General features: G+C 69.3%; 16 protein-coding genes and 1 pseudogene. 9 read left to right on the top strand and 8 right to left on the bottom strand.

Annotated features, from left to right (window positions below):
- Positions 1-9: 9 nt before the first annotated feature.
- Together E0H75_RS21285 and E0H75_RS21280 are read left to right on the top strand one after the other, a co-directional pair.
- Complete coding sequence (locus E0H75_RS21285; protein ID WP_131515347.1) at positions 10-4,620, top strand: ATP-binding cassette domain-containing protein; 4,611 nt, start codon at positions 10-12, stop codon at positions 4,618-4,620.
- Entirely contained in the window at positions 4,617-5,609 is a 993-nt protein-coding gene (locus E0H75_RS21280) for a hypothetical protein (RefSeq protein ID WP_131515346.1), read from the top strand. Before E0H75_RS21285 ends, E0H75_RS21280 begins: the two co-directional genes overlap by 4 nt.
- A gap of 26 nt (positions 5,610-5,635) precedes the next feature.
- On the opposite strand, the gene E0H75_RS21275 is transcribed toward E0H75_RS21280, so the two are convergent.
- A complete protein-coding gene (locus tag E0H75_RS21275) occupies positions 5,636-6,625 on the bottom strand; it encodes an acyltransferase domain-containing protein (protein WP_131515345.1) in 990 nt (329 codons plus the stop codon).
- 235 nt (positions 6,626-6,860) lie between these two features.
- Here E0H75_RS21275 and E0H75_RS21270 point away from each other — a divergent pair.
- From E0H75_RS21270 to E0H75_RS21255, 4 genes and pseudogenes are all read left to right on the top strand, one after another.
- Positions 6,861-7,043, top strand: a pseudogene (locus tag E0H75_RS21270) (dihydrofolate reductase); the annotation flags it as partial.
- A complete protein-coding gene (locus E0H75_RS21265; RefSeq protein ID WP_202873085.1) occupies positions 7,040-7,630 on the top strand; it encodes an AAA family ATPase in 591 nt (196 codons plus the stop codon). The pseudogene E0H75_RS21270 and the gene E0H75_RS21265, both read left to right, overlap by 4 nt.
- A 239-nt stretch (positions 7,631-7,869) precedes the next feature.
- A complete protein-coding gene (locus E0H75_RS21260; protein ID WP_131515344.1) occupies positions 7,870-10,923 on the top strand; it encodes an ATP-binding protein in 3,054 nt (1,017 codons plus the stop codon).
- Positions 10,924-11,011: 88 nt separating this feature from the next.
- Entirely contained in the window at positions 11,012-12,112 is a 1,101-nt protein-coding gene (locus tag E0H75_RS21255) for a class I SAM-dependent methyltransferase (RefSeq protein WP_165553902.1), read from the top strand.
- 4 nt (positions 12,113-12,116) lie between these two features.
- On the opposite strand, the gene E0H75_RS21250 is transcribed toward E0H75_RS21255, so the two are convergent.
- Genes E0H75_RS21250 through E0H75_RS21240 form a run of 3 tightly spaced genes read right to left on the bottom strand, consistent with a single transcriptional unit; the run spans position 12,117 to position 13,687 of the window.
- On the bottom strand, positions 12,117-12,488 hold the full coding sequence (locus tag E0H75_RS21250) for an MmcQ/YjbR family DNA-binding protein (RefSeq protein ID WP_131515342.1): 372 nt from the start codon (positions 12,486-12,488) through the stop codon (positions 12,117-12,119).
- On the bottom strand, positions 12,488-12,877 hold the full coding sequence (locus E0H75_RS21245) for a VOC family protein (RefSeq protein ID WP_131515341.1): 390 nt from the start codon (positions 12,875-12,877) through the stop codon (positions 12,488-12,490). The genes E0H75_RS21250 and E0H75_RS21245 overlap by 1 nt, the downstream gene beginning before the upstream one ends.
- A gap of 21 nt (positions 12,878-12,898) precedes the next feature.
- Positions 12,899-13,687, bottom strand: coding sequence for a helix-turn-helix transcriptional regulator (locus E0H75_RS21240; protein ID WP_131515340.1), 789 nt, complete (start codon positions 13,685-13,687; stop codon positions 12,899-12,901).
- Positions 13,688-13,810: 123 nt separating this feature from the next.
- Between E0H75_RS21240 and E0H75_RS21235 the strand changes: the two genes are divergently transcribed.
- Positions 13,811-14,191: a YciI family protein gene (locus E0H75_RS21235; RefSeq protein ID WP_131515339.1), complete on the top strand. Its 381-nt coding sequence runs from the start codon at positions 13,811-13,813 to the stop codon at positions 14,189-14,191.
- An 11-nt stretch (positions 14,192-14,202) separates the two neighbouring features.
- Positions 14,203-15,408 carry an RNA polymerase sigma factor gene (locus E0H75_RS21230; RefSeq protein ID WP_131515338.1) on the top strand — a complete coding sequence of 402 codons (1,206 nt, stop codon included), beginning with the start codon at positions 14,203-14,205 and terminating at the stop codon, positions 15,406-15,408.
- A gap of 141 nt (positions 15,409-15,549) precedes the next feature.
- On the opposite strand, the gene E0H75_RS21225 is transcribed toward E0H75_RS21230, so the two are convergent.
- Genes E0H75_RS21225 through E0H75_RS21210 form a run of 4 tightly spaced genes read right to left on the bottom strand, consistent with a single transcriptional unit; the run spans position 15,550 to position 19,154 of the window.
- Positions 15,550-15,780 (bottom strand): anti-sigma factor family protein, encoded by a 231-nt coding sequence (locus E0H75_RS21225; protein WP_131515337.1) that lies wholly within the window; start codon positions 15,778-15,780, stop codon positions 15,550-15,552.
- Positions 15,777-16,403 carry an RNA polymerase sigma factor gene (locus E0H75_RS21220; RefSeq protein ID WP_131515456.1) on the bottom strand — a complete coding sequence of 209 codons (627 nt, stop codon included), beginning with the start codon at positions 16,401-16,403 and terminating at the stop codon, positions 15,777-15,779. Before E0H75_RS21220 ends, E0H75_RS21225 begins: the two co-directional genes overlap by 4 nt.
- A 32-nt stretch (positions 16,404-16,435) precedes the next feature.
- Complete coding sequence (locus E0H75_RS21215; RefSeq protein WP_238163168.1) at positions 16,436-17,188, bottom strand: flavodoxin family protein; 753 nt, start codon at positions 17,186-17,188, stop codon at positions 16,436-16,438.
- Positions 17,189-17,204: 16 nt separating this feature from the next.
- Positions 17,205-19,154, bottom strand: coding sequence for a thiamine pyrophosphate-binding protein (locus tag E0H75_RS21210; RefSeq protein ID WP_202873084.1), 1,950 nt, complete (start codon positions 19,152-19,154; stop codon positions 17,205-17,207).
- A gap of 66 nt (positions 19,155-19,220) precedes the next feature.
- Here E0H75_RS21210 and E0H75_RS21205 point away from each other — a divergent pair, with 66 nt between their 5' ends.
- Entirely contained in the window at positions 19,221-19,841 is a 621-nt protein-coding gene (locus E0H75_RS21205; protein WP_131515336.1) for a hypothetical protein, read from the top strand.
- Positions 19,842-19,865 lie beyond the last annotated feature (24 nt).

Genomic DNA, 19,865 nt, shown 5'->3' with positions numbered 1-19,865 from the left:
GAGCACAATTTGCGCGAGGTCGATGTGTCGTTCGGGCCGGGGCTGACCGCGGTCGTCGGCGTGTCGGGGTCGGGTAAGTCGTCGTTGGCATTCGACGTGGTGTACGCCGAAGCGCATCGCCGGTTCATCGAGTCGTTGGCGCTCGGTGGGAACAAAGCGCGGATTCCCGCTGCGAGAGTCCGCCGGATCGAGGGTCTTGGCCCGGCGGTGGCGGTTGCCCAGAATGTCCTCAACCGGAACCCGGCCTCGACCGTCGCGACGTCGGTCGGTCTGCATCCGTTCCTGCGGATCCTGTACTCACGGTTCGCCGAGGTCGAATGCCCGCACTGCCACGTGCCGGTCCGAGCGCTCTCCGCCGAGGAGCGCCTCACCGCTGCACTAGATCTGCTCGCTCGCAACGACAGCCTCGACGTCGACGTCGCAATCGTACGAGCGCTGGTCGGGAGTCATGCCCGCCTGCTGGCCGGCCTGCGAGGCCAGTTCACCGTCGACGGACGCCCGTACTCGGCGAGTCGTGTCCCCCGCCTCGATCCGGCGCAGCCTCACGACATCGTCGTACGAGTGGCCACTCTTCGGCCCGGTGTGTCGGCGGCCGAGGTCCGGGCCACTCTGGAGCGGGCCGACGCGCTGGGCCGACCCGAGGTGTTGCTCAGCGGTACGCCGGTACTCCGTGCGCCGATCTGCCCGCACTGCGGCGCCTGGGTCCGGCCACTCGCCCCGTCGGCGTTCAAGAGTGACAACGACACCTCGTCACACCGCATCGCCGGCCTCACCTTCCAGGAATTGATCGGCCGATCGGTGACTGAGGTCCTCGACTTCGTCGAGCGGCTCCCACCGCGCGCGCGACGCATCCACGAGGAGTTGGTCAGACGCCTGCGTCCGCTGCAGGACTTGGGCCTTGGCTACCTCGCCCTCGACCGATCGATGCCGACGCTGTCGCGCGGTGAGGCGCAACGTACTCGGCTCGCGGTCGTGCTCTCGGGGCGTCTCGAAGACCTGCTCCACGTCCTCGACGAGCCGACCATCGGGTTGCATCACAGCGATCTCCGTCGACTGCTCGACGCCATCGCCACCCTGCCTGGCCCGGTGCTGATGGTCGAACACGACCCGCTGGCTGTCGCCATGGCCGACGATGTCGTAGAGATCGGTCCCGGCGGTGGCGGCTCCGGCGGACAACTGGTGTTCCAGGGTCCGCCTGCAGACCTGTGGCGGGCCGGCACCGCGTCGGGTATCAGCTTCTCCGCCCGCGGTCGTCGGGATCGACCGCGACGGCGGGTGTCCGACGACCGGATCCGCGTCACCGGGGCGAGCCTGCGCAACCTCCGTGATGTCGACTGCGAGATCCCGCTCGGGTCGTTGACGGTGATCACCGGGCCGTCAGGAGCAGGCAAGACCACCCTCTCCCACGACGTGTTGCTGGCGTCGTCGCGCGAGCGTGGCCCGGTCGGATGCGCGACGTTCGACGCGCCGGTGACCCGGGCTCGTGCGGTGGATCAGGCGCCGCTGGGCAACAATCCACGGTCGAATCCGGCGACGTACAGCAAGGTGCTCGACCGGATCCGCGACGTCTTCGCGAACGAGACCGGACGCTCCGCATCGGACTTCACCTTCAACCGGGCCGAGGGCGCCTGCCCGGACTGCGAGGGGATGGGATCGGTGGCGATCGGCATGAGCTATCTGGCACCGATCTGGGTTCCGTGCGAGGCCTGCGACGGCCAGCGGTACCGACCCGAGGTCCTCGAAGCGACCTGGGCGGATCGGTCGATCGCCGACGTACTGGCGCTGAGTGTTGACGAGGCAGCCGCGATGTTCGACGGCCACCCGTCGGTGACCCGCATCCTGGGATCCCTGCAGGAGGTCGGGTTGGGCTACCTGACGCTCGGGCAGCCGTCTCCGAGCCTTTCCGGCGGGGAGGCCCAGCGGGTGCGGCTGGCTCGCGAGGTGGCCAAGGCGCGGTCAGGCGACCTGGTGCTGCTCGACGAGCCCACGACGGGTCTGCACCCCGGCGACCTCGATCGGTTGCTCGCGGTGCTCGACCGGCTGACGGACAACGGCTCCACTGTGGTCGTGGTCGAGCACCAGCCCGATGTCATCGCCGCCGCCGACTGGCGCATCGAGCTGGGCCTGGGCGGTGGTCCCGATGGTGGCCGTCTGCAGTACTGCGGGCCGCCCGTTGCCGAGAATCAGCCGCGGGTGCGGCCTCGCGCCAAGCCGCGTACCGACCGACGATCCAGCGATGCCATCCGCGTTCGCGGCGCCCGCGCCAACAACCTGCAGGGTGTCGACGTCGACTTCGCCAAGGGCCGCTTCACCGTCGTGACGGGGGTATCGGGTTCGGGCAAGTCGTCGTTGGTCCATGACGTCGTCGAGTCCGAGGCGACCAGGCGGCTGCTCGAGTGCCTGTCGGTCTATGAGCGCCAGTCGGTCCGCGAGGGACCGGAGGCCGCGGTCGACTCACTGACCGGCCTGGGCCCGACCATGGGCATCGACGCGTCCGGCCTGAACTTCGACGCGCACGGGCCGGGCTCCTACGCCTGGGACGCCGACCGGGTGACCGTTGGCCGGTCAACCGACCTCGACCGTCTGCTGGCCGTGATCATCGCCCGCGCGGGGGTCCGCACTTGCCTTGTCTGCGGCCGCGACACAGTACGCCGTACGTCGCCGAAGCCGGAAGCAGCGTGGGGCTGCGACGACTGTGGGACCACTGCGGTGCCGATCGAGCCGCGTCATCTGGTCGGGTCGCCCGTGTCGGCCTGTCCGCAGTGCCTGGGACTCGGGGTCGAGCGGGAGTTCGACTTCACCAAGTTGATCGTGGACCCGGACGTGCCCCTCTACGCCGGCGTCTTCGGCGGCAGTCTGGCCTGGTTCGGCACCACCCGCGGCGAGGAGCCGCCGATGCGGTCGCTGGCCGAGCGCTACCGGTTCGACATGGACCACACCCCCTGGAAGGCGTTGAGTGACGAGGCCCAGCACGCCGTGCTCTACGGCGACGCGTTCTGGTGTGGGTTGAACGCGTGGGCCGCGAACGATGTCGGTGGCAAGGAGTCGACCGAGTTTCCGTGCCGCGAGTGCGATGGCCGGCGGCTGCGTACGCCGTACCTGGCGATTCGGCTCCAGGGACGCGGGCGGGATGAGCTGTACTCGACCTCGCTCGCCGACCTGGACGCCGTACTGACCGCGATGGACGTGCCCGACGATCGACACGCGGCCGAGGCGCGGACGACCGCGCTGAGTCGGCTCGGCTTCCTTCGCGCCGTCGGGCTGGGTTATCTCCAGCTGAACCGGACGACGTGGACGCTGTCGGCCGGCGAGGCGCAACGGATCAAGCTGGCCTCGGTGCTGGGCGACGGTCTGGTCGGGATGACGGTACTGCTCGACGAACCGTCCAGAGGCCTGCATCCGTCCGAGGTGACTGCCCTGGCCCGAACGCTGACCGAGTTGCGGGCCGCCGGCAACACTGTCATCGCCGTCGAGCACGACCCGATCATCATCCGCGCGGCGGACGACGTGGTCGAGATCGGCCCCGGTCCCGGGCGATCCGGTGGTCGCGTGGTCGAGCTGGACAGCCCGCAATCGGTGACGCGGGCGGTTCTGGACGGACGGGTTCCGGCGACCGACCGCGACGCACGCCGGGCGCCGAGCGGTTGGATGCAGGTCACCGGAGCGCGCGAGAACAACCTCGACGGACTCGCCGTCCGCATCCCGCTCGGAGTACTCGTCGGCGTCTGCGGGATGTCCGGATCGGGGAAGTCGTCGCTTGTCGTCGACACCATCGCCCTGGGCCTGACCCGTCCGAAGACCAACATTCCGGGCCGCGGCGTGGTCCGCGTCCGGCCCGGCGAGCACGACTCCATCTCCGGCGCGCCCAAGCGAACGGTCGTGGCCGACCAGTCCCGGGCCGAGATCACCTCACCGGGGATGTTCCTCGGGCTGATCGGTGCCGTGCGCAAGGAGTTCGCCGCGAGCGAGGCGGCCGTGGAGCAGGGCATCACGATCAAGGATCTGACCTATCAATGCGACGCCTGCAAGGGCAGAGGGGCGTGGCAGCAGGACATGTCGTTCCTGCCGTCGGTGCCGCAGACCTGCGATGCCTGTGGTGGATCCGGGTATCGCCGCGAGGCCGCCACCCTGCTCCACCGGGGCCGGAGCCTCGCCGACATCGAAGCCCTCACTATCGCCGAGTTGGTCGACGAGTGGGGCGACGTTGACGCGGTACGCCGAGTGGGCGGGGCTGCGGTCGCACTCGGGCTCGGCTACCTCGTCGTACGCCAGGCGGGCTGGAGCCTGTCGGGCGGCGAAGCGCAGCGGCTCAAGCTCGCCAAGGAGTTCGCGCGTACGTCGAAGGCGACCGCCCTGTACGTGCTCGACGAACCCACCGTCGGCCTCCAGGCCACCGACGTCGCCGTGCTCCTCCGCACGCTCGACACACTGATTGCTGCCGGCAACAGCGTGCTCGTCGTCGAACACGATCCGGGCTTCCTCGCCGCATGCGACTGGCTCATCGAGCTCGGCCCCGGCGCGGGACCGGACGGTGGCCGGATCGTGTTCGAGGGCCCACCCGACGCTCTCGCCGAAGCCGGCACCGCCACCGCGCCCCACGTTGCCGGGGTGCTGCCATGAACCTCGGCACCTTGCTGCTCGGAGACCCGTCCCCCTCGCTGCGTTGGCGAGGAGCCCGCGAACTGGAGGGCGCCACCGACGACGACGCCGAGGTCATCGCGTGGCGTACCGAGATCGATCGGAGCGCGGAGATCGGCGTACTCGTCGACCGCCTGGAGACGGCCCAGCCGTACGCCGCGGGCTATCTGCTGTGTCAGCTGGCCCACCTCGGGTGCCGCGGGCCCGCGATGGCGGCCGCGGTCGAGAAGATCTTCGGCGGCCAACAGCCGGATGGCTCCTGGTCGATTCCGCCTACCGGCAGCCCTGGCCCGATCGAGGGTGCTCGCTTCATCACAATGCACACCGTCGTACCGCTGCGCGGGATCGCCGCCGCCGGCTTCGCTACCGATCCCCGCGCTGAGCGTGCCTACGAGTGGCTCCTCGGCGTCCGCCTCCAGGACGGATCCTGGCCGGCCGGACCGAAGGCCGACCTTGGGGAGGAAGGGCGCCCGACGCCACCCGAGAAGGAGTACCGCCGACTGGCCCGCGGGCTCGGTTGCCGATCGGCGACGACCGGCGCCGTTGCCTGCCTGGCGCTGCACCCCGAGCGACGGCGATCCGACGTCGCCCGGATCGGCGTCGACCACCTCCTCGCCCGCGAGACCCGGGACGCGTCGACTCTCGGTTGGGAGGTGTCCCGACTGGTCGGGCTTGAACGAGCGATGGGACAGGTGACGTTCTACGCCACCCACGACCTCGCCTTCCTGCTCGACCTCGCCTCCCGTTGCGGCGTCTCCGCACAGGACCGCCGGGTCCATGACCTCGTCGACTACCTGGAGACGCTGCGCGGACCGTACGGCCTGTGGCAACACCCGGCCCACCCGCAGCTCGCCGGCTGGCTGTCGCTCGACCTAGACAACAGCCTTCGCCGCCTCGAAGACGGCGACTGGATCGGTGACGAGGAGCCCACCTCCTCCATGTCCTCCCCTCGCAGCCCGCGCCGCTACTGACCCGGCTACAGGTGGTGCGCCCGGAGTCAGAGCTCGAGCCAGCCGAAGCCGATGTTCCAGTGCCGACCAGCCCGGAGGTGATCGATCACGGCTCGCTGGAGAGTCGTCCTGCGGGGAAGGGTCGCAAGGTCGGTATCGGGTGATGCCTGGAAGATCCGGGACAGGATGTCGGCGTCGCCGTCGTGCGTCTCGGGTGTCAGGTGGAAGCGACGTTGGAAGCGGATGATGTTGGAGTCGGCCGGCAGGTATTCGGTGAGCTGTTCGTCGAGGATCCACGATCCGCACCGCGCGAGCCGGTACGTCTCCTCGGGGAAATGCCGGGCAAAGAACTCGGTCGCGAGGGCGAAGGACGCGTCGCAGGCGACCGGGTCCAAGGGTCCGGTCGGAGCGGCGTGCACACCCAGCGCCGGATCGGATTCGTGGGCCGGAAGTCCGGCGGCCTGCACCGCCGGCGCAAGGAATCCCAGATCGCCGCGGTTGAATCCCAATCGGCCCAGCAGATAGATCCCTCCGCGGAAGTGCAGGTCGATCCAGAACGGCGCGTCCATCCCGCCGGTGCCGAGCCGTTGCCGATGAGACTCGACGGCGCTGCCGAGCGCCGCGAGCGTCGCCCAGGAGATGTCGTCAGGGATGCCACGTTGTTGGTGGTACGCGCGGACATGCGGAAGAACAGCGAGAAAGACGTACACGTAGAAGTAGCGACCCCAGGCGTCCGGCAAAGCCGGCCACGATCCACCCGGCCGAAACCCGCCCATATCCGCGACGGTCCGCTGAGCACAACGTCGTACCAGCCAGGACAGAGCGGGATTGCGTTGCAGCTCGGACAACCCAGCGACGATCTCGGCCGCGTCCTGCGCCGGTACGCCGAGTCGAAGCAGATGGGTCAGTCCGGTGTCAGCAACGGGTACGTCGACCTCGTCGCGAGGCCCACCCGCCCGCTGCAACTCCCCCAGCCACATCGCCAGGGCTGGATCGTCCCCGAGGAAGCCGGCCACCTCCTCGACACCGATATACATCGCACCCTCCGCCCTGCGCCACGAATGCCAGCACTCGGACCCTAATCGATGACAGGTCCGCGACCTGGGGTGACGCTGGCGGCGTCTGCGATGCTGTGGGCGGTTGGCCGCTGCCGACCGATTGATTCCTTACAAGAGCGACAGCTCACGACACGTCAACTTGAGGGCACCCCAAAGCAGAGGAGAGCCCCGTGGGCAAGGTGGTCATGTACAGCTCGGTGGACGGTGGACGGTGGTCGGTGGCCAGGTGCTTGCCGCGGGTCTGGTCGACGAGGTGCGCATGGACGTCGTACCCGTGGTGTTCGGGTTCGGCAAGCGCTACTTCGGGTCGGTCGACGTGCAGCATCTGTTGGAGGATCCTGACGTGGTGATTCAGGGCAACAGGGTGCTTCACCTGCGCTACCGCGTGCGCCGTTGACCGATCTCAGCGGGTACGCCGTTATTGGCGTGCAATCGGTCAGCCGCATCGCTAGGGTCCTGTGCCGAGATGGACAGGCCATGGGCGTGAGAAATTACCTGATCGACGGCGGTTCCGGCACCGGCAAAACCACGGTGTGCGACGAACTGCAGCGACGGGGCTATCAGGCTGTTCATGGCGACAGGGAACTCCGCGCAGCGCCGGAGCCCGGTGAAGCCACCAGTGACCGCGCATCCGACAGCCACCTGCCGCCCGTCTGGGATGTTGCGAAGGTCAAGGCCGTGATTGCCGGCCAGGACGAGGCGGTGACGTTCTTCTGCGGCGGCTGCAGGAATTCTTCGGAGTTCATCGACCTTCTTGACGGTGTTTTCGTCCTTGAAGTCGACGACCTCGACACGGTGATGCGCCGGATTGATGAGCGCGTACTCGTCGACCCCACCGACTGGGGCGGAAGGCAAGAGGAACGAGAAATCATCATGCACCTGCACCACACCAAGGAAGGCATTGCTCAGGGATGGGCAATCGACGCCACCGCCCCGCTCCAACTCGTCGTCGACGACATCCTTCGCCGCATCGACTCACACTAGGCGGCCACCGAACCGGTCAGGTCGTCGCGTCGTCGCCATGCGCGTCGGAACGAGGCGGCCTTCGAGGTCGTCCGTCGTGGTGTCGGCGAAGCGCCAGAGCCTGCGGGTGAGGTTGCCGATGGAGCACGCCCTCGAGCCGAAGCTGGAGCGCTTGGGGCGATTACCGGGCGCGGACGGTTCGCGCGAAGTGCTGACCCCGGGAGCCGTGCTGCCTAGCATGTGAGGCGGGGAGGCGTCGGATGGAGCGACGGATGATGGTGGGCCGGGCCCGGCCACTGGCTGAGCTCGACGCCCTGCTGGCTGCGGCCATCGACGGCCGCGGCCGGTCCGCGATCGTCCTCGGTGAGCCGGGGATGGGTAAGACGACGCTGGCTGAGACGCTGGCGGATCGTGCTCTCGCATCAGGTGTCACCGTTGCCTGGGGCTGGTGTTCGGCCGCCGGCATGCCGCCGTTCTGGCCGTGGCGAACCATTCTTCGTGAACTGGCGCCAGAGCATCGGCTCGCAGGCGACGGGCCTGCCGGTCAGGGCGCGGACGGACTGGGAGTGCTGCGCGGCGACGCCGGTGTCCGGGCCAGACTGTTCGTCTCGGTGATCGATACGTTGCAGAAGGTGTCCGGCGACGGCCCGGTCGTTCTCATCCTCGAAGATCTGCAGTGGGCCGACAGCGCTTCGTTGCTGCTCCTGCGTCAAGTCGTCGACGCGCTCCCGGGCCTTCAGGTGCTGCTCGTCGCCACCTGGCGTGACGAGCCGCCCAAGACGGGTGAGGATGTGCGGGCGGTTGTCCAGGATCTCCCGACCGCGGTACAGCGGATCCGGCTCGACGGCCTCGGGATCGACGAGGTGGCGGAGTTGGTGGCGCGGGTTCTCGGCGACACCCCCGCCGACGAGTTGGCGACCATGGTGCACAGTCGCACCGGCGGGAACCCGTTCTTCGTGCGGGAGGTCTCCCGACTGATCGCGGCTCGTTCGGCGACGACCGGCGTACCCGATGGCGTGCGGGAGGTACTGGCCCGGCGGATCGCCCGCGTCAGCCAGGACTGCCAGCGGATCCTGGAGGTTGCGGCGGTGGCCGGGAACGGTGCCGACGTTTCACTCGTGCAGGCTGTCGCCGGTGAACCGACCGATGCGGTTCTGCTTCAGCTCGAGGAGGCGGCCGCCGCCCGGTTGCTGGCCGGCCCGCCTGTCGACAATCGGATCTGGTTCGCCCACGCGCTGGTCCAGGAGGTGTTGGAGACGTCGCTCGGTACTGCGCGGCGGGCCGCCTTACACCGGGCGCTGGCCGAGCAGCTCGAAGAGACAGCCGGAGGCGACGATTCCGCTGGTGAGCTGGCTAGGCACTGGTCGGCCGCCTTCGGTCCAGACGCGGCCGAGCATGCAGCCGCGTGGGCGCTGCGAGCGGCCCGCTCGTCCGGAGAGCGGATGGGCTACGAGCAGGCGGTCGATGCGTACCGGATCGCCTTGCGGGGCAAGGACATCGAGCGAACGAAGGTGATGCTCGAACTCGGCGAGGCACAGATGTACGCCGGTGATCTCGAAGGCGCCCGGAAGACGTTCGCACAGACCGCGGAACTGGCGCGGCGTAACGGCCGGGCCAGTCACCTGGCGATGGCCGCCCTCGGCCTGGGCGCCGGCCTGAGCGGGTTCGAGGTGCCGCAGTACGACGAACTGCAGACAGAACTACTCGAGGAAGCGCTGGCGTCGCTGCCGGAGCGGGACGGCGGCATGCGGGCTGCGGCGATGGGCCGGCTCTCGCTCGCCTATGCGGGGACCGACCGGGAGAGTGAGCGGCTCGACCTGGCCCGCTCCGCCGTGGCGATGGCGGAGCGAGTGGGCCATCCCTGCGTCGAGTCGGGTGCGCTGGCGGCGTACTGCGACGCCATCGCCGGCCCGGCCCAGGTCGACGAGAGGTTCGCCGCGGCCGGCCGGATGCTCGCGGTCGCCGAACGCGGGCACGATTCGCCGTGTCAGTTGCTGGCCCGGCGACTCCGCCTGGTGGCGCTGATGGAGCGAGGCGACTGGCCTGAGGTCGATGCGGAGATCGACGCCTTCGCACGCACGGCGAACCGCCTGATGCTGCCGCTCTACTCCTGGTACGTCCCGCTGTGGCGTGGGTCGCGAGCCCTCATGTCCGGCGACGTCGAAACGGCGGCCCGGTACGCCGACGAGGCCGAGGCGATCGGACGTCGGGCCGGCAGCGCCAACGCCGCACTCATGGTCTTCACCCTGCGCATGTGGACCCATCGGACGGCCGGCGTACTCCCCGCGAACTTCGTCGACGACATCGACGCGGCCGTCCAGACTGTGACCGAGACGTCCGTTGCCCTGGGCATGTGTGCCAGCTACCTCGCCGCGGCCGGAGAACTCTCGAAGGCCGGACGATACTTCGACCGGCTGATGAGCCGCGGCCTGGAGGCGATCCCCGACGACTGCGAATGGCTCGAAGGACTGTGGCACACCGGCGATGCGGCCATCGCACTCGACCGTGGCGACGTCGCCGATGAGGTGGCTCGGCGGCTCGCGCCGTACGAAGACCTGTGGGTCATCGACGGGATCGGCGGAGGTGTGATGGGCGTGACCGCACACCTCCTCGGCCGGCTGGCGGCGTACCGCGGCAGGATCGGCGACGCGCGACGCCTGCTGTCCAAGGCGGTCTCGGCGTACCAAGGCGCCAACGCTGTCCCATGGCTGACCCGGGCGGAGCAGGATCTGGCCGCGATCAGCGCAGTGGTACGACGGACCGCGACCATCGAGGGCGTGTTCCGCAAGGACGGGCGAACCTGGCACCTGCGCTGGCGGGACGGCGAGGCGACTGTCCCGGATTCCAAGGGAATGCACGACCTGTCGGTGCTGCTCGGCCAACCCGGCACGCCCGTGCATGTCCTCGACCTGGTCGCCGCGGCCGGCGGTCCGCCCCGGGCGGCGGCCGGCGGAGACACCGGCCCGGTGCTCGACGGTACGGCCAGGGACGCGTACAAGCGGCGAGTGGCCGAACTCGAGACCGATATCGCCGAGGCAGAACAGGACGGCACGTCTCAGCGGGTCGGCACCCTCGTCGAGGAGCGGGACTTCCTGGTCCGCGAACTGGCCGCGGCCTACGGCCTCGGTGGCCGGGCACGGACGACCGGGGACCCGGCCGAACGGGCCCGCAAGGCCGTCGCGATGCGCGTCGCGACCGCGATCAAGGCGATCCGCGAGATCCACCCCGGGCTGGCCCGCCACCTCGAGTTGGCCGTCTCGACCGGACGGTTCTGCGTCTATCGCCCGGAGGAATCCGCGACCTGGCACAGCTAGCGATCAGGTGTGGCATCGCCACATCAGACCTGGCGCCTTCCTGGTAGATGCGGCGCACCGGGCGCCGCGCAGCACCAGGGAGAACATCATGAGCACGATGCTGGATCAGGTCGAGGAGACCCCCACCCCATCCGCCGCCGAGGAGGTGTCCGGCGGCCTCTTCCTGCAGACGCTGGCCACTGCCGAGCTCCTCAACGTCTACCTCGGCGTCGAGCTGGGCTTCTACCGCTCGCTGTCGAACGACGGGCCCGCCACGGCCGCCGTACTGGCTGAGCGAAGCGGCGCCGAGGTCCGCTACACCCAGGAATGGCTGGCCCAGCAGGCCGTTGCCGGGCTGCTGAGCGTCAGCGACGAGGCGGTGTTCAGCTTGCGCGATGGTGTGCACGAGACGCTGGTTGACGAGACAAGTCCGTTCTATGCCGGCGGTATGGCCTACATCGCGCCGGCGATGGGCCGAGCGCTTCCGGCACTGGTCGCGGCGTTCCGGACCGGGGACGGTGTCCCGCTCACGGCGTACGGCGCCGACGCGGTGACCGCACAGGCAGCGCTCAACCGGCCCGCCTACGAGAACTCGCTGATCGACGAGTGGCTTCCGCAGGTCCCGGACATCCAGGCCCGCCTCGCGGACGGCACCCGCCCGGCGCACGTCGCGGACCTCGGCGCAGGCGTCGGCTGGGCCTCGATCCGGCTCTCGGAGGCATTCCCGCACATCTCGGTCGACGGGTACGACCTGGACGAGGAGTCCATCGCCCGTGGCCGCCGGTACGTCGCCGAACGCGGCGTAGGCGGCCGGGTCGATCTCGAGGTTGCCGACATCACCCAGCCGCTCCCCCGCGACGGGTACGACGTCGCGTTCTTCTTCGAATGCCTGCACGACCTGCCACATCCGGTGGCGGCACTCGAGGCCGCCCGGCGCGCGCTGGCACCCGGCGGCTCGGTGATCGTGATGGAGGAGAACGTCGCCGAGAACTTCACCGCTCCCGGTGACGAGGTCGAGCGGTTCATGGCCGCGGCCGGGACTCTCTGGTGTGTTCCGCAAGGCCGCGCCGAGGACGGCTCCGAGGTCGTCGGGCCGCTCGACATCCGGCCGGCCACGATGCGACGACTGTCCGAAACCGCCGGCTTCACCAGGATCGAGATCCTGCCGATCGAACACCCGTTCTGGCGCTTCTACCGGCTCCAGCGGTGAGTCATCAGTCCAGGGATGTGCGGGCGAAGGCGACGGCCTCGGCCAGGAGGCCGCGCCAGAGCTCGGCGTCGAGGGTCGGGATCGACACCCATTCGCGGAAGACCTTGCCGGCCGGGGCAAACGGATCGCCGGTGCCGGTCTCGACCAGGTCGATCACCCGCTCGCGCGGCAGCTTCACCACGAGCGAACCGTCGTTGTCGTTGTACGACGCCACGAAGCGCCCGGCCAGCCGCATGCAGGGGTAGCCCATCATCGTGGCGCGGCCGATGGCAGGGTCGTACAGCAGGTCGTCAGTGAGCTCGTCGTACAGGTCGCGAGCCGCCGGGTCCCCGCCGGACTGCTCCGACGGGGACGTGCCCTGGGTGCGTCTCGCCATCAGCCCGCGGGCGGGGTGAAGACCCCGAACTGGTTCCCGGCCGGGTCGCGCAGGTAGGCGAACTTCGGCGCGCCGGGGCCGGGATCGAGGTGCTTGCTGACGACCGATCCGCCGAGTTGCTCGGCGTCGGCACAGGTGCCCTCGACGTCGGCGACGAGGATGTAGAACACGGCATGGTCGGGCACCTGTCCGCCGGTGCTGAGGATGCCGCCCATCGGACCGTCAGCCCCGGAGGCCTTGATGTTGCGGTAGTCCGATCCGCCGGACGCAGCGGGGCCGTTGGCCTCGAACGTCCAGTCGAAGAGGCTGCCGTAGAACTTCTGGGCGGCGTCGGCGTCGCTGGTGGCGACCTCGAACCAGGCCAAGGTGCCGGAAGCGGGGGTGGTCATGTGCGTCTCCTTCTGATCGGATCACCCGCCGGAACGACGAGCTGCACCCACCGTGGCAGTCGTTCGCGACAACCCTATGTCGGAGTTCGGCAGAGAATCTTCGGGCCGGAGCACGGACGCCGGCAACTTGATCTCGTGACCGTCGACGATCGGCTCGGGGACGACCGGCCGCAGCCTCGGGAGGCGCGGTGTCCGCTCGGCCGCGGTGATGCGGTCCATCCGGAACACCCGGTCGTCGCCTCGCAGGTGGCACCACGCGGTGAGATAGGAGCCGTTGGTGCCGACCACCACGTACTGCGGCTCGACCTCACGCTCCGTCTTGACCCCGCCGACGTCGATGTAGTGGATGCGCAGCACTTGGTTGTCGCGCACGGCCCGCCAGATGATCTCGGCGACCTCCGCGTCAGGGTCCGGCACCTTCTGCACGACCAGCCGCACCTTGTCCGCGGTGTCGCGTGCCTCGAGCAGCGCCGACTCCGGCATCGCGGCGACGATCTTCTGCAGCGCGCTGCGAGCGTCGTTCTTGAACAAGATGTGCTCGGTCCGGCTCAGCGCCACGGCCACGGCCGCCGCCTCGCGCGGCGTGAAGTTGAGCGGCGGCAGGCTCATCGATCGGTCGAGTGTGTACCCGCCGCCTCTGCCCTGCTTGGTCGCCAGCGGGACGCCGGCCTGCCCGAGCGCGCTCAGGTCACGCTCGACGGTGCGGACACTCACCTCGAAACGAGCAGCCAGTTGCCGCGCCGTACGTCCGCGTCGTCCGGCCGCACGCAACTCCTCCACCAGCGCGTAGAGGCGGTCGATGCGGTTCATGTTCGGAGCGTAGACGCGGCCGTGGACAGTCCTGAGATCCTGTCTCGTGAGTGTCCTGATCCGGGCGCTGCCGTTCGTCAGTAGGTCAGAGCGGGATGACCCCGCGGAGACGAGGAGTAGGCAATGAGTCACTACCTGCTGTCGGTCTATGAGACGGAGAACCAGGTCGAGGGCGCGCCGTCGACGCCCGACGACATGCAGGCCTTCCTGCGCCGGGTGATCGCGCTCGAGGAGGAGATGGACAAAGCCGGCGCGTTCGTGTTCGGCGGCGCCCTGCACGGCCTCGACGCGGCCACTGTCGTGCGCGGGGGTACCGGCCTCGACAAGGTCACCACCGACGGACCCTTTGCCGAGGGCAAGGAGCACATCGGCGGCTTCTACATCATCGACGCCGAGGACCTCGACGAGGCGCTGGAGTGGGCGAAGAAGGTGGTCGAGGCCATCAATCACGCGATCGAGGTCCGGCCGTTCCGCGCCACCGGGCGGCTACAGGACGGACATTGACGGACGGGTAGATGGACGACGTCGAGCGAGCGTTCCGCGAGGCCCACGGCCAGGCCGTGGCCACCCTGACCCGTCTCTTCGGTGACATCTCGCTGGCCGAGGACGCCGTACAGGACGCCTTCGTGACGGCGGTCCAGCGGTGGCCGCGCGACGGCGTGCCCGACAACCCGCCCGGCTGGATCGTCACCACCGCGCGCAACCGAGCCGTGGACGTCGTCCGCCGCGGCCGGCGCGGACGCGAACTCGCCGAGCAGGTCGCGCTGGACCGGCGACAGGACTCCAGCTCCGAGGATGCAGAGCTCATGCGTGACGACCAGTTGCGACTCATCTTCACCTGCTGCCACCCGGCCATCCGCACCGAGCACCAGGTCGCACTGACCTTGCGCCTGATCGCTGGACTCACCCCCGCGGAGGTGGCCTCGGCGTTCCTGGTGAGCGAGGAGACCATGGCGAAGCGTCTGGTGCGGGCGAAGTACAAGATCAAGTCCGCACGCATCCCCTACCGGGTTCCCGACGAGGCCGAACTGCCGGGCCGTCTCCGCGCGGTGCTCTCGGTGCTGTACCTGATCTACAACGCTGGAGCCGACGACATCCGGAACCGCCGCGGCTTGTGCGCCGAGGCGATCCGACTGGCACGTGTGCTGGTGAAGCTGATGCCCGACGAGCCGGAAGCACCTGGCCTGCTGGCCCTCATGCTGCTCAACGAGGCGAGAATGCCGGCGCGCGGTGGCGGTGACGACGTAGTACTGCTGAAGTACCAGGACAGGTCGCTCTGGAACCGCTCGCTGATCGCCGAGGGCCACCAACTCGTCCTTGCCTGCCTTCGGAGCCGCCGCCCAGGACCGTTTCAGCTCCAGGCGGCGATCCAGGGCATCCACTGCGCAGCACCGCACTACGGCGACACCGACTGGCCCACGATCGTTCGGTTCTACGACCGGCTGCTGGCCGTCATGCCGACCCCGGTGATCGCACTCAACCGCGCAGTCGCGCTGGCCGAGATCCGAGGGCCGGCCACCGGCCTGACCATGCTGGACGAGATCGCCGGCGAGCTCCCCGAGTACCACCTGCTGCACGCCTCGCGCGGGTCCATGCTGGAACGCCTCGGCCGACGCGAGGAGGCAGCCGACGCCTACGCTACCGCAGCAGAACTGGCCAGAACCCAGCCCGAGATCCAGTTCCTCCGCCGACGGAGCGAAGCCCTCGAGCGTGAGGTGTGAAACCTCCGTACGCACACGTCGATCCTCATCTCGAGGCCGAGCAGCAGTGAGGCGAGCAGCGCGATCGCCGCGACGAACAGATGGTGAACTCAACGGCTGGCATACCGGATCAGTGCCGGCTGCCCGGGCGGGCGTTACAGCTCAGTCGCGAGGAAAGGTGCGGAAGGCATCGAGCAGCCGGTCGCGAGTCTCGCCGGACAAGCCCTCCGGCCCCACCTGTCCGACCTCCGCGACCGTCCGGCGCATCTGCTCGACGTAGATGTCGCAGCCCTCGCAGATCGAGAGGTGGTGGACGAACCGCTCCTCCGTCTCGGGGTCCAGTGCTCCGTCGAGGAACGCCGTCACGAGTTCGACGAGTTCAGCGCAGGTCATGACTCAGCTCCGGCCGTCGTGAAATACCGTTCGAGGTGGCCGCGGACCGCCGCCCGGGCCCGGTGCAGGATGACGCGCTGGTTCGCCGTGGAGATGCCCAGCAGCACGCACACGTCGTCGGCTGACTGTCCGTCGATGTCACGCAAGGTCAGCACCACCTGCTGCCGCGGCGGCAGTTTCTCGATCGCCGCGGCGACCGTCGCCCTGACCTCGTGGGCGAGTACTTCGTTCTCGGTCGTCGGCCAGCGCTCCGGGAACGCACGCCAGCCGCCGGGGTACGGATCCTCCGCCCCGCGGAACCGGCTCGGGTCGACGGTCGGTCCCTCGTCCGGGAGCAGGCTGGTCCACGGCACCGTTCGCTGTTCGTGCGTGCCGCGCCGGCGGGCGACGTTGACCAGGATCCGGTACACCCAGGTCTGCAGCGACGAGCGGCCTTCGAACCGGCCGATGCCCTGGAACACGGCCAGCCAGGTGTCCTGGACGACCTCCTCGGCGCTGGCCGCCGTCGACACGAAGGTCCGGGCCAGTCGCAGCATCGAACCCGACCAGCCGTTCAGCAGGCAGGCGAACGTCTCCTCGTCCCCGGCCCGCAGGCCGGCGACCAGCACGTCGTCCGACGGCATGACCCCCACACGCCGACGGTACAGCAGGGTCTTCAGCGGTACTCCGGGTTCTCGAAGTCGAAGCGGCAGCCGGCATCCCACTCGGAGCGCTGGTTACCGTACGCCGGAACGCCGCCGGCGTCCTTCAGCATCCTTGCCAGGTGCAACAGGTTCCAGGTCATGAAGGTGGTGTTGCGGTTGGTGAAGTCGTTGTCCGGACCGCCGGATCCCTCGTCCAGGTACGACGGTCCCGGCCCGGCCGCCCCGATCCACCCGGCGTCGGCCTGCGGTGGGACGGTGTAGCCGAGGTGCTGCAGCGAGTAGAGGATGTTCATCGCACAGTGCTTCACGCCGTCCTCGTTGCCGGTGATCAGGCAGCCCCCGACCCGGCCGTAGTACGCGTACTGCCCGTGCTCGTTCAGGATCGACGAGTTGGCGTACAAGCGTTCGATCGCCTGCTTGGTGACGGAACTGTTGTCGCCGAGCCAGATCGGCCCGGCGATCACCAGGATGTCGGCGTGCATCACCTGCCGCTGGATCGCCGGCCAGCCGTCCGTCGCCCAGCCGTGCTCGGTCATGTCCGGCCAGACCCCGGTGGCGACGTCGTGGTCGATCGGGCGGATGACGTCGACCTGGACACCCTGTTTCTCCAGGATCTTCCGGCTGACGTCGATCAGCCCCTCGGTGTGGCTGACGTCCGGCGAGCGCTTCAGCGTGCAGTTCAGGAACAGCGCGCGGAGGTCGCCGTAGTCGGGCAAGGTGTCAGGCATGGTCTCAGGCAGGGTCTCAGGCATGGTCTCGGGCATGGTGTCTCCTTCGTGGTCAGAGCAGCTCGGCGTCCTGCTCGACGCAGAGCAGGGCCGGTCCGGTGGTGGCGAACAGTGCCGTCATCGCGTCGTCGAGTTCCTCGCGACGGGTGACGCGCAGCCCGGTGGCGCCGCAGAGTTCGGCGTACGACGCCCAGTCGGGGTTGTGCAGCGAGGTGTGCCAGACCGGGTAGTCGGCGGCGAGTTGTTCCTTGCTGATCTTGCCGAGTGAATGGTTGTCGAGCAGCACGTGCTTGATCGGGATGCCGTACTTGACGGCGGTGGTGAGCTCGGCGGCGTACTGGCCGAATCCGCCGTCGCCGGTCACCGCGACGATCGGCCGGCCGGGTGCCCCGGCCCAGGCGCCGAGAGCGGCCGGATACCCGAACCCGATCGAGCCGAGGTAGCCCGACATCAGCACCGGCTGCCCCTCCGACTCCAGGTAGCGACCCAGCGAGTAGGCATGGTTGCCCACGTCAACCGTCACGACCGCGTCGGCCGGCAGGTGCCGTGACAGGGCGTCGAACACCGCGGCGGCAGCGACGCCACGACCGCGGTCGTCGTTCACCCGGCGCGCCTTTTCCGCCCGCCAGATCGCCCACCGCTCGGCGACATCGGCGCGCTGGTCCTCGGACTTGGTCTCGGTCAGCAGCGCGGTCAAGGCGGTCAGCGCGAGTTCGGCGTCACCGAGGACATCCACCGTGACAGCGTCGAAGCGGCCGATGGCGGCATGGTGGTCGTCGATCTGCACGATCGGCTTGTAGTTGGCGATCCCGGTGTGGTTCGAGAACGAGGCACCGATCACGATCAGCAGGTCCGACTCGTTCATCAGCCAACTGGCCACCGGCGTACCGCTGCGACCGAGCACACCCGCGCCGAGTGGATGACTGTCCGGCACCAGGCCCTTGGCCTTGAACGTCGTCAGCACCGGAGCGTTCAGCCGCTCGGCCAGCGCGCGCACCTGCTCCTCGGCGCCGCGCGCACCGTGACCGACGATCAGGGCCGGCCGACGGGCATCGCGGATCAGCGCGGCCGCCCGGACCAACGTGTCCTCGTCGGGCCTGATGCATCGGCGGGACAGCCGTCCGGTCGAGTCCTTCGCCGCCGCGTCGGACGGCAGCACCTGCACCTCGTCGGGCAGGACCAGATGAGCGACGCCGCGACCGTCGAGCGCATGCTTGACCGCCAGGGCCGCCAGCTCGGCGTGATCGCTGCCGGCCTGGATCGCCGTACTGGACACCGCGACGTCCTTGAAGACGGCGGTCAGATCGAGGTCCTGGAACGCGCCCCTGCCGAGCACCTTGGACGGCACCTGGCCCGAGATGGCGACCACGGGCGAGCCGTCGAGCTTGGCGTCGTAGAGGCCGGTCAGCAGGTTGGTCGACCCCGGGCCGGCGATCGCGAAACAGGCTGCGGGCCGGCCGGTCAGCTTGCCGTAGGCACTGGCGGCGAACGCCGCCGCGCCCTCGTGCCGGATCCCGATGTAGGTCAGCTCGCCGCGTTCCTCCGCCCGTCGCATCGCCTCCGCGAACCCGAGGTTCGAGTGCCCGACCATGCCGAACACATGAGTGATGCCGTGGGCAATCAATGTCTCGACCAGTACGTCGGCAACGGTGCGGACCGGCGCCGGCGGCTCGGGCAACTGGACGTAGACACCGTCCGCCCGCTCGTCCACCGGGTACGACGGAACGCCGTCGGAGAACCCTTCCGGCGGCTGACCGGTGATCGGGTCGTAGTCGTACCCGTGCCAGGGACACCGCAGCAGCCCCTTCTCGATCGAACCCTCACCCAGTGGGCCGCCCTGATGCGGGCACCGGTTCTCCAGCGCACCCAGCCGCAGCCCGCACCGCGCGAGCGCGATGCTCCGGCCGTCCACCACCGCGCTGCGGACCCTGCCGTCGTCCGGTACGTCGTCCTCGTTCACCCGATGCCAGTTGCCCGACATGTAACGCCTCCCGTCTTTCATGACACGAACCATCCGAGAGATCAGTGCCGGGCGACGGCCCGGGCGTTACAGGAGGAGACTGCAGTCATGGACGAACGTTCGCTCGCCGTAACCCGACGGTCCCTGCACGGTGTCGCCGAGATGGTGCTGGCGGGACCGCAGTACCGGCACAGCAGTGACATCAGGCTGCGCGTCGTACCCGGTGGGTTCGGCACGGTGGTGATGCCGGACCTGCGCGTCGACGGCGTCACACTGGTCACACCGACCGCCTCGGTGCCGCTGGCCGGAAGCCTCGCAGAGCTGGCGGATCGCGTCGGTGTGGAGGCCAGCCGGCTCGACGACGTGTACTCAGGTGGTCCAGCGTTCCGGCCGGACGACAGGATCGAGATCGACCCGCAAGCCGCCCGCATCCTCGCCGACGCCTTCGCGCAAGGCGACGCCGCCCTCCGCGTGCTGGCGCCGGACGAGGAGCCGGTGCTGTGGCCCGAACACTTCGACGTCGGCATCAGCGTAGGCGAGGTCAACTACGGCGTATCACCCGGCGACGACACAATCCCCCAGCCCTACGCGTACGTCGGCCCCTGGACGCCGCGGACCGGTGATTTCTGGAACCAGCCGTTCGGCGCCGGCCGGCCGATGTCCGAGCTTCCCGGCGCGGCCGCCGTACTCGCCTTCTTCCGAGCCGGCGCGGAAGCAGCGAACGCTTGAGACCGGCTCTCCGGATCGGATCCG

It is taken from the genome of Kribbella capetownensis, from assembly GCF_004331485.1.
Classification (GTDB): Bacteria; Actinomycetota; Actinomycetes; order Propionibacteriales; family Kribbellaceae; genus Kribbella; species Kribbella capetownensis.
Note: the sequence above shows the minus strand (reverse complement) of the source record. Positions and strands in the feature narration are given on the sequence as shown.